Origin of the sequence: Microbacterium fluvii (genome assembly GCF_025515205.1) — a bacterium.
GTDB classification, from domain to species: domain Bacteria; phylum Actinomycetota; class Actinomycetes; order Actinomycetales; family Microbacteriaceae; genus Microbacterium; species Microbacterium fluvii.
Window position 1 is genome coordinate 1,652,880 of the sequence record NZ_JAOPFX010000001.1, and the last position, 11,965, is coordinate 1,664,844.

General features: G+C 71.0%; 14 protein-coding genes and 1 tRNA gene. 3 read left to right on the forward strand and 12 right to left on the reverse strand.

The window, feature by feature from the left end; translation table 11 throughout:
• Positions 1-17 precede the first annotated feature (17 nt).
• Positions 18-776: a ZIP family metal transporter gene (locus OAW74_RS07670; RefSeq protein ID WP_262873707.1), complete on the forward strand. Its 759-nt coding sequence runs from the start codon at positions 18-20 to the stop codon at positions 774-776.
• A 59-nt stretch (positions 777-835) separates the two neighbouring features.
• Here the strand turns inward: OAW74_RS07670 and OAW74_RS07675 are convergent.
• The 10 genes from OAW74_RS07675 to rplU all read right to left on the reverse strand — a co-directional run bounded on the left by OAW74_RS07675 (position 836) and on the right by rplU (position 7,571).
• Positions 836-908 (reverse strand) — tRNA-Ala (locus OAW74_RS07675).
• 81 nt (positions 909-989) lie between these two features.
• Positions 990-1,343: a ribosome silencing factor gene (gene rsfS, locus OAW74_RS07680; protein WP_378733676.1), complete on the reverse strand. Its 354-nt coding sequence runs from the start codon at positions 1,341-1,343 to the stop codon at positions 990-992.
• A gap of 23 nt (positions 1,344-1,366) precedes the next feature.
• Positions 1,367-2,431, reverse strand: a complete 1,065-nt coding sequence (locus tag OAW74_RS07685) for a hypothetical protein (protein WP_262873709.1) — start codon at positions 2,429-2,431, stop codon at positions 1,367-1,369.
• Positions 2,428-3,024 (reverse strand): nicotinate-nucleotide adenylyltransferase, encoded by a 597-nt coding sequence (gene nadD, locus OAW74_RS07690; protein ID WP_262873710.1) that lies wholly within the window; start codon positions 3,022-3,024, stop codon positions 2,428-2,430. Before nadD ends, OAW74_RS07685 begins: the two co-directional genes overlap by 4 nt.
• 9 nt (positions 3,025-3,033) lie before the next feature.
• On the reverse strand, positions 3,034-3,258 hold the full coding sequence (locus tag OAW74_RS07695; RefSeq protein WP_262873711.1) for a hypothetical protein: 225 nt from the start codon (positions 3,256-3,258) through the stop codon (positions 3,034-3,036).
• Positions 3,259-3,315: 57 nt separating this feature from the next.
• A complete protein-coding gene (locus OAW74_RS07700) occupies positions 3,316-4,575 on the reverse strand; it encodes a glutamate-5-semialdehyde dehydrogenase (protein WP_262873712.1) in 1,260 nt (419 codons plus the stop codon).
• Between the two features lie 4 nt (positions 4,576-4,579).
• On the reverse strand, positions 4,580-5,398 hold the full coding sequence (proB, locus tag OAW74_RS07705; RefSeq protein WP_262873713.1) for a glutamate 5-kinase: 819 nt from the start codon (positions 5,396-5,398) through the stop codon (positions 4,580-4,582).
• Positions 5,395-6,900: a GTPase ObgE gene (gene obgE, locus OAW74_RS07710; RefSeq protein WP_262873714.1), complete on the reverse strand. Its 1,506-nt coding sequence runs from the start codon at positions 6,898-6,900 to the stop codon at positions 5,395-5,397. Before obgE ends, proB begins: the two co-directional genes overlap by 4 nt.
• Positions 6,901-6,986: 86 nt before the next feature.
• Complete coding sequence (rpmA, locus tag OAW74_RS07715; protein ID WP_262873715.1) at positions 6,987-7,244, reverse strand: 50S ribosomal protein L27; 258 nt, start codon at positions 7,242-7,244, stop codon at positions 6,987-6,989.
• Between the two features lie 18 nt (positions 7,245-7,262).
• Entirely contained in the window at positions 7,263-7,571 is a 309-nt protein-coding gene (gene rplU, locus OAW74_RS07720; protein ID WP_262873716.1) for a 50S ribosomal protein L21, read from the reverse strand.
• A gap of 227 nt (positions 7,572-7,798) precedes the next feature.
• Here rplU and OAW74_RS07725 point away from each other — a divergent pair, with 227 nt between their 5' ends.
• Positions 7,799-8,071 carry a DUF4031 domain-containing protein gene (locus tag OAW74_RS07725; RefSeq protein ID WP_262873717.1) on the forward strand — a complete coding sequence of 91 codons (273 nt, stop codon included), beginning with the start codon at positions 7,799-7,801 and terminating at the stop codon, positions 8,069-8,071.
• A 6-nt stretch (positions 8,072-8,077) separates the two neighbouring features.
• On the opposite strand, the gene OAW74_RS07730 is transcribed toward OAW74_RS07725, so the two are convergent.
• Positions 8,078-10,498 carry an Rne/Rng family ribonuclease gene (locus tag OAW74_RS07730; protein WP_262873718.1) on the reverse strand — a complete coding sequence of 807 codons (2,421 nt, stop codon included), beginning with the start codon at positions 10,496-10,498 and terminating at the stop codon, positions 8,078-8,080.
• A 298-nt stretch (positions 10,499-10,796) separates the two neighbouring features.
• Here OAW74_RS07730 and OAW74_RS07735 point away from each other — a divergent pair, with 298 nt between their 5' ends.
• Positions 10,797-11,399, forward strand: a complete 603-nt coding sequence (locus tag OAW74_RS07735; RefSeq protein ID WP_262873719.1) for a vitamin K epoxide reductase family protein — start codon at positions 10,797-10,799, stop codon at positions 11,397-11,399.
• Between the two features lie 149 nt (positions 11,400-11,548).
• Here the strand turns inward: OAW74_RS07735 and ndk are convergent, their stop codons facing one another.
• A complete protein-coding gene (gene ndk / locus OAW74_RS07740) occupies positions 11,549-11,962 on the reverse strand; it encodes a nucleoside-diphosphate kinase (protein WP_262873720.1) in 414 nt (137 codons plus the stop codon).
• Between the last annotated feature and the right edge of the window lie 3 nt (positions 11,963-11,965).

Consider the following 11,965-nt stretch of genomic DNA (forward strand, 5'->3'; position numbering starts at 1 on the left):
CGCCGTAGGGTGAGGCCATGGGAGTGTGGCTGGCCGCCCTGAGCGGTGTCATCGGCGGCGGGATGCTGTTGGTCGGTGCCGCGATCGCGTGGTTCGTCGAGATCCCTCAGCGCGTCGTCGCCGCGATCATGGCGGTCGGCGCAGGCGTGCTGATCTCGACGCTCGCCTATGAGCTCGTCGCGGAGGCCGCAGACGACGGAGGGCTGTGGCCGACCGTGGCGGGCTTCCTCGCGGGAGCGCTCATCTACACGGTGGCCGACTGGGCCGTCTCCCGGCCAGCCAAGCCGCGACCCGCCGACGCACCGGCCGGTGTCGTCGCCCGCCGCTCCGCCGCCAAGCTCGGCGGAGGAAGCGGGGTCGCGATCGCGATCGGCGCCCTGATCGACGGCATCCCGGAGTCGATCGTGATGGGGCTCTCGGTGATCGGCGGCAGCCTCAGCATCCCCATCGTCGCCGCCGTCGCGATCAGCAACATCCCCGAGGGCCTCGGATCGACCGCCGCTCTCAAGCGCGGCGGAGCACCGGCGGGCAGGGTGTTCGCGCTGTGGAGCGGCATCGCCGCGATCACCGTCGTCGCCGCTGTCGTGGGGTTCACGGCCTTTCAGGCGGCTCCGCCCGAACTCACCGCCGTCGTCACAACAATCGCCGCCGGCGGCCTCCTGGCGATGGTGTGCAGCACGATGATCCCGGAGGCGTTCGAGCAGCAGCACCTGCTGACGGGGCTGTGGGCCACGGCCGGCTTCCTCGCCGCCTTCGTGCTGCACGAGGTCTCGTGACGGGCGTCCCCTGAACCAAGAGAGAAGCGCCCCCTCGCGGAGGCGCTTCTTCGTTTCGGTGGACCTGAGGGGACTCGAACCCCTGACCCCCTGCATGCCATGCAGGTGCGCTACCAGCTGCGCCACAGGCCCATCTTCTGCCGCCCCGAACCTGCCGGGGCAACTCGTCCAGCTTACTACATGCCGGGCGATGCTCCGCACCACCGGTGCCCGTCAGGCCGTCGGCGACGCCGGCTCCGGCAGGTCGAACGGCACCACGGGGCAGTCCTTCCAGAGGCGCTCGAGACCGTAGAACACGCGCTCCTGCTCGTGGAAGACGTGCACCACGAGGTCGCCGAAATCGAGCAGCACCCAGCGGGCCTCGGTGCGGCCCTCACGGCGCAGCCGCTTGTAGCCGGCCTCGACCATGCGGTCCTCGATCTCGTCGGCGATGGCGGCGACGTTGCGCTCGCTGCGCCCCGTGACCAGCAGGAAGATGTCGACGAGCGGCAGCGGCTGCGACACGTCGAGCGCAACGAGGTCTTCGCCGCCCTTGGCGTCGGCCGCCTCGACGGCGATCTGCAGCATGCGCTTCGCGTTGTCGGTCGCCGTCACTGGAACACTCCGGTCACGATCGCCACGATCAGCACACCCACGAGCGCCACCGCCAGCACACCGGCGGTGATGGCGAGCGTCAGCATGAGGCGGCTGCCCTTCTCAGGCGCCGGCGGCTGGATGATCTCGCCCGCGCTCTTGACCGTGCTGATCGCGGCGCTGGCGGCGATCGGCGTGGGCGACGAGTGCGCGGGAAGCTCGCCGTCGACCAGGACGGCGTCGACCTCTTTGCCGTCGGCGGTGCCGACGGCGTGCCCCGTCGAGCCCAGCCCCTCTGGCAGGTTGAACGTGCCCGTGATGAGGATCTCGCCCGTCGAGGTGACGGGGCCGTCGATGGGAGCGCTCGCGGGCGTCTGCGAGAGGATCAACGCGTTGGTCGCGGCGACCGACCCCGTCGCCGAACGCGACAGCAGCTGATCGAACGAGGGCGGCGTCTCGATCGACACAGGTTCGCCGCCGAGCAGCTCGGCACCCAGCTCGGGGTGCACCAGCGGGCGATCCTCGATCTCGGCGGGCGACTCGGCGACCACCGATGCGTCCTGCAGGGCGGATGCCGCCTCTTCCGGCTGCGTGTCAGGGGTTTCCTCGACCGCTTCCGCCTCGGCGGCGGTGTCGGCGGCCTCGATGTCGGCGGCGGCCTCGGCGGCGCCGTCGGCCTCGGCGGCCGGTGCCTCGGGCTCTGCGGCCGGCACGGCGTCGACGACGGGTGCGGGTTCGGCCAGCTGCGACGCCAGGTCGGGGGTGATCACGGGCACCGACGCCGTGCGGATGCGCTCCTGCTGCCGCGCCTGGCGTCGGGTGAGGGGCGAAGTGCCCAGATCGACCGCGGCGTCTGGGGTGGGCGCCGGCGGGATGACAGCGGGCTCGGCGGCCCGCGGCAGGGGCGCCGCGACGGGAGCCGGCGCCTCTTCGACGGCCGGCTCGACGGCCGCATCGGCAGCCGAGGGCTCGTCGGAGGTCGCGTCGTCGGGGGTCACGACGGGAACGGCGCCGGTCTGGCGCAGCTCGCGCAGCTGCCTGCGGGTCAGCGCGGGGCTGTCCGGCTGGTCGGGTGTGCTCATGCCTTGCTCCGATAGAGGTGGTGCTTCGCAATGTATTGGACAACCCCGTCGGGAACGAGGTACCACACCGGGTGTCCGCGACGAACACGGTCCCGGCAGTCCGTGGAAGAGATCGCCAGTGCGGGGATCTCGAGCTGGCTGACGTCTTCGGTGGGCAGGCCGTCGGTGTTGAGCACGTGCCCCGGCCGCGACACGGCCACGAAGTGCGCCAGGTCCCACAGCTGGGCGTGGTCGCGCCAGCTGAAGATCTGGGCGACGGCGTCTGCTCCCGTGATGAAGAACAGCTCGGCCCCTGGGCGCTCGGCCTGCAGATCCCGCAGCGTGTCGATCGTGTAGGTCGGGCCCGACCGGTCGATGTCGACCCTGCTCACGGTGAACCGCGGGTTCGATGCCGTCGCGATCACCGTCATGAGGTAGCGGTGCTCGCTGGGACTGACCTTGTGCTTCTGCCACGGCTGGCCTGTCGGCACGAACACGACCTCATCGAGGTCGAACGACTCGGCGACCTCGCTGGCCGCGACCAGGTGACCGTGGTGAATGGGATCGAACGTGCCGCCCATGACCCCGATCCGCGGGGCGCGTGCCACCGTCATCCAGCCGGCCTAGTGGCCGTGCCCCGCCTGCTGCACGTCGTTCGCGTGCGCGCGGGCATACGCCTCGGCCTTGTGCGCGTGGCGGTTGGCCACGTTGCGGTACGAGAGGGTCACGACGGCCAGTGCGCCGAAGACGAGCAGCGCCACGATGCCGTAGCCCACGGTCTCGAGGGCCACGTTGCCGTGGTGCTCGGCCTCCTCTGCGGCGAAGGCGAGAAGCGTGGCGAGAGTCATACGTGCTCCGTTTCGGGTCTGCGCCGGGGGGCGGCGCGCGGGTATCAGTCTAGGCGCTCAGGCGCGCACCTGCCCGGCGCCTCGCGCGAGCCATTTGCTGCTCGTCAGCTCGGGGAGGCCCATGGGACCCCTGGCGTGCAGCTTCTGGGTCGAGATGCCCACCTCTGCGCCGAAGCCGAACTCGGCGCCGTCGGTGAACCGCGTCGACGCGTTGGCCATCACGACGGCCGAATCGACCTCGGCCAGGAACCGCTCGGCGGAGGCGTCGTCATCCGTGATGATCGACTCGGTGTGGTGCGTGGAGTAGGTGCGGATGTGCTCCAGCGCCTCGTCGAGGTCGTCGACGACGCGCATCGCGAGGTCGAGGCCCAGATACTCCGTCGCCCAGTCCTCGTCGGTGGCGGGCAGGATGCCGTCGGCCCTGGCCGCGACGTCGGCATCGCCATGGACCGTCACGCCGCGCTCCTGCAGCGCGGCCACGACCGGCCCGATCAGCCGGTCGGCCGCCGCGCGGTGCACCAGCACCGTCTCGACGGCGTTGCAGACGCTCGGGCGCTGCACCTTGGCGTTGACGACGATGTCGCGCGACCATTCCAGCGGGGCGGAGGCATCGAGCACGATGTGCACGACGCCCGCTCCGGTCTCGATCACGGGCACCGACGACTCGGTGACGACGGTCTCGATCAGCTGGGCGCTCCCCCGGGGAACGAGAACGTCGACGATGCCGCGCGCCTGCATGAGTTCGCGCGCACCCTCACGGCCGAACTCGTCGACCGTCTGGATGCCCTCAGGGTCGATGCCCTCTGCCGCCAGCGCCGCGCGCATGGCGGAGACCAGCGCCGCGTTGGTCTTCTCGGCCGCGGTGCCGCCGCGCAGCACGACCGCGTTGCCCGAGCGCAGCGCGAGGGCCGCGATGTCGACCGTCACGTTGGGGCGGGCCTCGTAGATCGAGCCGACGACGCCGAACGGCACGCTCACCTTGGTGAGCTCCACCCCACCGGCCACCGTACGGCGGTCGAGTACGCGGCCGACCGGGTCGGGCAGCTCCGCGACGTCTCTGACCGCGGCCGCCAGCGCAGCCACGCGCGCCTCGTCGAGCCGGAGTCGGTCGAGGAGGGCCGCACTGAGTCCCCCCGCCTCGCCGCGGGCGAGATCTTCGGCGTTGGCGGCGACGATGTCGGCCGAGGCCGCCTCGATGGCATCGGCGATCGCGCGCAGCGCGGCGCTCTTGCGATCATCGGAGAGCAGACCGATGGTGCGGGCCGCACGCTGGGCCGCCAGCATCCGATCCCGCGCGGAAAGGGCCGTCGTGGTCATCCGGTCAGTTTACCGAGGCGACCGGTATCGCGGCCGTGGGCGCGGGGTTGGCGGCGAACCAGGTGCCGATATCGGCGCCCTCCAGCGCCTCCGCCACACGATCGGCGCTTGTGACGAGCACTCCGACCCCGGCGGATGCGGCGAGCCTGGCGGCGGAGACCTTCGTCGCCGCTCCCCCTGTGCCCACGCTGTTGACCACCGTCGAGCCGAACTCGAAGTCGTCGAGGCTCTCGCCGTAGGCCACCTCGCGGATCGGCCGGGCGCCCGGCTGGTCGGGCGGGCACGTATAGAGCGACTCGATGTCGCTGAGCAGCACGAGCGCGTCGGCACCGATGAGCTGGGCGACGAGGGCGGCGAGCCGGTCGTTGTCGCCGAAGCGGATCTCGTGGGTCGCGACGGTGTCGTTCTCGTTGACGATCGGAAGGATGCGCAGGCCCAGCAGGCGGTCCATGGCGCGGCGCGCGTTGGAGCGGTGCGTCGGGTTCTCGAGGTCGCCGGCGGTGAGCAGCACCTGCCCCGCCACGATCTGGAACTCGCGCAGCGCCGCCTGATAGCGGTAGATCAGCACGTTCTGGCCCACCGCGGCCGCGGCCTGCTGGGTGGCGAGGTCGTTCGGGCGCTCGTCGAGCTTCAGGAACGGCATTCCCGTCGCGATGGCGCCGGAAGAGACCAGCACGATCTCCACTCCGCGCCCGTGCGCGGCGGCGAGCGCCTCGACGAGGGGCTGGATGCGGTGCGCGTTCTCTCCGCTGATCGACGACGAGCCGACCTTGACCACGACCCGGCGAGCCGTGGCGATGCCGGTGCGATCGGCGAGGCTCACTTCTGATCGTCCTCGTCGGCCAGGGTGGCCAGGCGCTCGGCCTCGAGCTCGGCGCGGGCCTCGGCCTTGGCGTCCATGCGCTCGTGGTAGCGCTCGCGGCGCTGCGACGTCGTGCGGCGCGTGCTCTGGTCGAGTCGGGGGTCGGTGCCTCGGGGCGCGGTCATGAGCTCGGCGGCCGAGCTCAGCGCCGGCTGCCAGTCGAACACGATGCCGTCGCCCTCGCCGATGACGACGGTGGCACCGGCCACCGCGCCGGCGCGGTAGAGCGCATCCTCGACGCCGAGCTTCTCGAGGCGATCGGCCAGGTAGCCCACGGCCTCTTCGTTCTGGAAGTCGGTCTGCTGCACCCAGCGCACCGGCTTCGCGCCCAGAATGCGGTAGATGTCGCCGTAGCTGCCGCCCTCGACGCGGATGCTGAACTCGGCCTCTGAGCCCTTCGGGCGGATGACGACGCGCTCGGCGACGGGCTCCGCCGCCGCCACGGCACGATGCTCGGCGACGATCTCGCCGAGTGCGAAGGTGAGCTGACGCAGCCCCGCATGGCTGACCGTGGAGATCTCGAACACGCGGAAGCCGCGCGCCTCGAGCTCGGGACGCACGAGGTCGGCGAGATCCTTCGCCTCGGGCACGTCGACCTTGTTGAGCGCGACGACCTGCGGGCGCTCGAGCAGCGGCACCTGGCCCTCGGGCACCGGGTAGGCGCCGAGTTCGGCGAGGATGACGTCGAGATCGCTCAGCGGGTCGCGGCCGGGCTCGAGCGTCGCGCAGTCGAGCACGTGCACGAGCGCCGTGCAGCGCTCGACGTGACGGAGGAACTCCAGGCCGAGCCCTCGGCCCTCGCTCGCGCCCTCGATGAGGCCCGGCACGTCGGCGACCGTGAAGCGCACATCGCCGGCCTCGACGACCCCGAGGTTCGGGTGCAGCGTCGTGAACGGGTAGTCGGCGATCTTCGGACGCGCAGCCGAGACGGCGGCGATGAGGCTCGACTTGCCGGCCGAGGGATAGCCCACCAGGGCCACATCGGCGACGGTCTTCAGCTCGAGCTGGACGTCGCCCTCCCACCCGGGGGTGCCCAGCAGCGCGAAGCCGGGAGCCTTGCGCTTGGGGTTGGCCAGCGACGCGTTCCCGAGTCCGCCGATGCCGCCGGGGGCGACCACGACGCGCATTCCCGGCGTCAGCATGTCGGCGAGCACGTCGCCGTCGGCGCTCTTGACCACGGTGCCCAGAGGCACCGGCAGGTCGAGCGATTCGCCGGCGGCGCCGGAGCGGTTGTCGCCCATGCCGAAGCCGCCGTTGCCGGCGGCGCGATGCGGCGAGTGGTGGTACGACAGCAGCGTCGTCACCTGCGGGTCTGCGACGAGCACGACCTCGCCGCCGTGACCGCCGTTGCCGCCGTCGGGGCCCGCGAGAGGCTTGAACTTCTCGCGCCGCACCGAGACGCATCCATTTCCGCCCTTGCCCGCACGAAGGTGCAGGGTCACGCGATCGACGAACGTCACCATGACGGGCGGCTCCTCACTTGTCGGTGAAACAGACGAGGGGCGAGCCGAAGCCCGCCCCTCGTCGAAGAATCAGTCGGATCCCGCGATCACTCCGCGGCTGCGACGATGTTGACGACCTTGCGGCCGCCCTTGCTGCCGAACTCGACAGCGCCCGCCGCGAGGGCGAACAGCGTGTCGTCGCCACCACGGCCGACGTTGACGCCGGGGTGGAAGTGCGTGCCGCGCTGACGGACCAGGATCTCGCCGGCGTTGACGGTCTGGCCGCCGAAGCGCTTCACGCCGAGACGCTGTGCGTTGGAGTCACGACCGTTGCGGGTGGAGCTTGCGCCCTTTTTGTGTGCCATCTCTCGTGCCTCTTCCGCTTACTTGATGCCGGTGACCTTGACGCGCGTCAGGTCCTGACGGTGACCCTGGCGCTTCTTGTAGCCGGTCTTGTTCTTGAACTTCTGGATCACGATCTTCGGGCCGCGCTCTTCGCCGAGCACCTCGGCGGTGACGGTCACCTTCGCGAGCTTGTCGGAGTCGGTCGTCACGGCGTCGCCGTCGACCAGGAGCACAGCGGGAAGCTCGATCTTCTCGCCGACCTTCGCCTTCTGACGGTCCAGGACGACGATCGTGCCGACCTCGACCTTCTCCTGCCGGCCGCCGGCGCGCACTACTGCGTAGACCACTTCACACCTGTTTCATCTGGGAGCGCACCGCTCCGGTTCTGTCTGGAAAGACTTCGTCTGGGAATTCCCGAGAGTCACGGTGCGGAACCACAGCTCTCGACTGGTCGCCGTTGCGGCGGCGACACGCCACGCACCAAGGATCGAGTTTACCCGATGCCTGCCCGATCCTCCAAAGCGTGCCGCCGGTGGCGTGTCGGCCGAGGCTCGGGCTCCCCTAGGATCGCCCCGTGACCATCCTGATCGACGACCCCCGCTGGCCGGCGCACGGCAGGCTCTGGGCCCATCTGGTCAGCGACACGTCGCTCGACGAACTGCACGCCTTCGCCGCGGCCAACGGCATCACTCCGCGCGGATTCGACCTCGACCACTACGACGTCCCCGATGAGATGCACGCCAGGCTCGTGGCCGCCGGCGCCCGGCATGTCGACGGGCACACGCTGGTGCGTGCGCTCATCGCATCCGGGCTGCGCGTCACGACGCGCGAGCGCCGCGGACGCTAGCGCCGACTACTCGTCCGAGGCCGTCGCCTGCCCGACCGGCGGGTGGGCGACCGGCGTGCCGGTGAGCGCAGCCGTCGTCACCCGACGACGGGAGCGCCCCTCACCGGGAGCCTTGGGCTCTGGGAGCGCATTGAGCACCGAGTCCAACAGCAGGTCGGTCTCGGTGCGCGCACCCGCACGGGCCGGCTCCTTGCGCTTGCGGCGCGGCTTCTTGGGCCGGTCGGCGGCGGGCTGGTCGGCGGCGGATGCTGCCGGCACCGGCTCTTCGACGGTCTCGATCGTGCCGGTCGTCGGGTGAATGGTCGAGGCCGCGATCTGGGCGAGGGCGGACTTCATGCCCTCGGTGATCGTGTGCGTTCCGGTCGACGGGGCCGCCGAGCTCGTCGGAGCGGGGCGCGAGCGGCGGTTCGAGCCGTTGGAGCCGTTCGAGGCGCCGGAGCCCGACGGGCGGTGCTTGACGACGGGGTCGTGGTGCACGATGACCCCGCGGCCGGCGCACACCTCGCACGCCTCGCTGAAGGTCTCGAGCAGCCCCAGGCCCAGCTTCTTGCGGGTCATCTGCACGAGACCGAGCGAGGTGACCTCGGCGACCTGATGCTTCGTGCGGTCGCGGCTCAGGCACTCGACGACGCGGCGCAGCACGAGGTCGCGGTTGGACTCGAGCACCATGTCGATGAAGTCGACCACGATGATGCCGCCGATGTCGCGCAGGCGCAGCTGGCGCACGATCTCTTCTGCGGCCTCGAGGTTGTTCTTGGTGACCGTCTCTTCGAGGTTGCCGCCGGTGCCGACGAACTTGCCGGTGTTGACGTCGATGACCGTCATCGCCTCGGTGCGGTCGATCACGAGCGATCCGCCCGAGGGGAGCCACACCTTGCGGTCGAGCGCCTTCTCGATCTGCTCGGTGATGCGGTACTCGTCGAACGGGTCGCCGTCGCCCTCGTAGGCGGTGACGCGCTCGAGCAGGTCGGGCGCGACGCCCTCGAGGTAGCGGGTGATCGTGTGGTGCGCCTCTTCGCCCTGGATCAGCATCCGCGAGAAGTCCTCGTTGAACACGTCGCGCACGATCTTGACCAGCAGGTCGGGCTCGGAGTGCAGCAGCGCGGGCGCCTGGCCGTTCTGAGCCTGGGCGCTGACGTGCTCCCACTGGCTGGTCAGACGCTGCACGTCGCGGGTGAGCTGCTCTTCGGTGGCGCCCTCGGCGGCGGTGCGCACGATGACGCCCGACGACTCGGGCAGCACCTCTTTGAGGATCTTCTTCAGGCGCGCCCGCTCGACGTCGGGGAGCTTGCGCGAGATGCCGTTCATCGCCCCGCCGGGCACGTACACGAGGTAGCGGCCGGGCAGTGAGATCTGGCTGGTCAGGCGGGCGCCCTTGTGGCCGACCGGGTCTTTCGTGACCTGGACGAGCACGCGGTCGCCGCTCTTGAGCGCCAGCTCGATGCGGCGGGGCTGATTGCCGGTCTCGACGGCGTCCCAGTCGACCTCGCCCGAGTAGAGCACGGCGTTGCGACCGCGGCCGATGTCGACGAACGCGGCCTCCATGCTGGGCAGCACGTTCTGCACGCGGCCGAGGTAGACGTTGCCGATGAGCGACGCCTCCTGGCTGCGCGCCACGTAGTGCTCGACGAGCACGTTGTCTTCGAGCACGGCGATCTGGATGCGGCCGTTCTTCGAGCGCACGATCATGTCGCGGTCGACGGCTTCGCGGCGCGCGAGGAACTCGGCCTCGGTCACGACAGCGCGGCGGCGACCGGCTTCACGGCCGTCGCGGCGGCGCTGCTTCTTGGCCTCCAGGCGCGTCGACCCCTTGATGCGCTGCGGCTCGGTGATGAGCTCGACCGGGCGCTGACGGGGCTGGCGCTCGGTCGGAGCGGATGCCGCCTCCCGGCCCTCCCCCGAACCGCTGCGCGAGCGACGACGGCGCCGAGACGAGCTCGACGCGGGCTGCGCCTCGTCTTCGGGCTCTTCTGGGGGCGCCGGCAGGGCGATGACCTCGGGGGCATAGAAGTGCAGCTGCGTCGTCACCGACGAGACGAACACCTCGGGCAGGAGGCCCAGCGTCACGGCGGTGACGGGCTCGGGCGCCGTCTCGGGCTCGGTCTCCGGCTCGGGCGCGGGGTCCTGGCCGGGCTCGGGCTCGGCGGTCTCCGACTCGGGCGCGGGGTCCTGCCCGGTCTCCGACTCCGGGGCGGAGTCAGCCTCGGGCGTCGCCTCGGCCTCGGGCGTCGCCTCAGCCTCCTGCTCGGACTCGGGCTCTTCGGCGGCCTGGGGCGCGGCGTCGGCCTCCGACTCTGCCGGGGCCTGCTGCTCGTCGGGCGCCGCGGCATCCGCTGCCGGTTCGGCCACCGTCTCGACGGGAGTCAGCGACGCGTCGCCCGCCATGTCGAGGGTCTGATCGTCGTGTGCATCTGTGCCATCGGCCATCACTGGCTTACTCCTAGCGGGGCGACACCGCGCGTCGCCCGGCGAAATCTCGGCGGCGCCGCACCTGCGGTGCCGCGAACTCACTCGGTCTGCAGCGAGCCCGTGGCTCAGGCTGCGAAGGGCGGTCGTCGCCCTGAAGTCTTCTGTGATGTCTGTCACGGCGCGGCCGCGACACATCGACAGCCATTATCGCACCTTCGGGCATTTCTCGCTCGTTCGGCCGTTCGGCCGTGTCGTCGACGTCCACCGAGAACCCCGCTGGCACCGCCGACGGGCACTCCGATGGGATAATCCGACCATGCCCGCAGAGCCCTCCCGCACGCGTCCCACCGCCCTCGCCGTCTGGCTCGTCCTGGCCGGAGCGATCGGCTGGTGGGCGGCGTTCTCGCTGACCATGGAGCGCTTCCACCTGCTGATGAACCCCGGCGCGACGGCATCCTGCGACTTCTCCCCGCTCGTGCAGTGCACGGCGAACCTCGAGTCGTGGCAGGGCAAGGTGTTCGGCTTCCCGAACCCGATCCTGGGTCTTGCCGGATGGGTCGCGCCGATCGTGGTGGGCATGGCGATCCTCGCCGGGGCACGCTTCGCCCGCTGGTTCTGGTGGGCGTTCACCCTGGGCATCACGTTCGCGTTCGGGTTCGTGGTGTGGCTGATCAGCCAGAGCATCTTCGTGCTCGGCACCCTCTGCCCGTGGTGCATGGTCACGTGGGCCGTGACGATCCCGACGTTCTACGCCGTGTGGCTGCACGTGCTGCGCACGGGCATCGTGCCGTCGCCGTCGGCTCTGCGGCGCGGCGCGGGCACCCTGATGAGCTGGGTGCCGCTGCTGGCGGTCGTCAGCTACGCGATCATCGCGGTGCTCGCCCAGGTGCGCCTCGACGTGCTCGGCGCCCTGTTCTGAGCCGCGCCGCGGCCCTCGCCCGGCGCCATCCGCCCCTTCAGCCGTTCAGGCGTCGGAGCGGTGGGGCGGATGCTGCCGCCTGCGGCTCATCAGACAGCACCGGCGCCACGCATCCGACAGCTGAACGGCACGCACGCGCGCGACGCGCGTCAAAACCAGATCGCGAGCTCGCGGGCGGCCGACTCCGGGCTGTCGGAGCCGTGCACGAGGTTCTGCTGCACTTTGAGGCCCCAGTCGCGGCCGAAGTCGCCGCGGATCGTGCCGGGGGCCGCCGTGGTGGGGTCGGTGGTGCCGGCCAGCGACCGGAAGCCCTCGATGACACGGTTGCCGGCCAGGCGGATCGCCACCGACGGGCCCGAGAGCATGAACTCCAGCAGCGGCTCGTAGAAGGGCTTGCCCTCGTGCTCGGCGTAGTGCCGGGCCAGGAGGTCCCGGTCGGGTTCGACGAGCTTGATGTCGACGAGGGCGTAGCCCTTGGCCTCGATGCGGGCCAGGATCGCGCCGGTGAGGCCGCGGGCCACGCCGTCGGGCTTGACGAGGACGAGGGTTTCTTCGGTGGCCATGAG

Coding starts and splice junctions, on each gene's coding strand:
- OAW74_RS07670 (WP_262873707.1), top strand. CDS start 18: ATGGGAGTGTGGCTGGCCGCCCTGAGCGGTGTCATCGGCGGCGGGATG.
- rsfS (WP_378733676.1), bottom strand. CDS start 1,343: ATGCTGCAGATCGCCGTCGAGGCGGCCGACGCCAAGGGCGGCGAAGAC.
- OAW74_RS07685 (WP_262873709.1), bottom strand. CDS start 2,431: ATGAGCACACCCGACCAGCCGGACAGCCCCGCGCTGACCCGCAGGCAG.
- nadD (WP_262873710.1), bottom strand. CDS start 3,024: ATGACGGTGGCACGCGCCCCGCGGATCGGGGTCATGGGCGGCACGTTC.
- OAW74_RS07695 (WP_262873711.1), bottom strand. CDS start 3,258: ATGACTCTCGCCACGCTTCTCGCCTTCGCCGCAGAGGAGGCCGAGCAC.
- OAW74_RS07700 (WP_262873712.1), bottom strand. CDS start 4,575: ATGACCACGACGGCCCTTTCCGCGCGGGATCGGATGCTGGCGGCCCAG.
- obgE (WP_262873714.1), bottom strand. CDS start 6,900: ATGGTGACGTTCGTCGATCGCGTGACCCTGCACCTTCGTGCGGGCAAG.
- rpmA (WP_262873715.1), bottom strand. CDS start 7,244: ATGGCACACAAAAAGGGCGCAAGCTCCACCCGCAACGGTCGTGACTCC.
- OAW74_RS07730 (WP_262873718.1), bottom strand. CDS start 10,498: ATGGCCGATGGCACAGATGCACACGACGATCAGACCCTCGACATGGCG.
- OAW74_RS07735 (WP_262873719.1), top strand. CDS start 10,797: ATGCCCGCAGAGCCCTCCCGCACGCGTCCCACCGCCCTCGCCGTCTGG.
- ndk (WP_262873720.1), bottom strand. CDS start 11,962: ATGGCCACCGAAGAAACCCTCGTCCTCGTCAAGCCCGACGGCGTGGCC.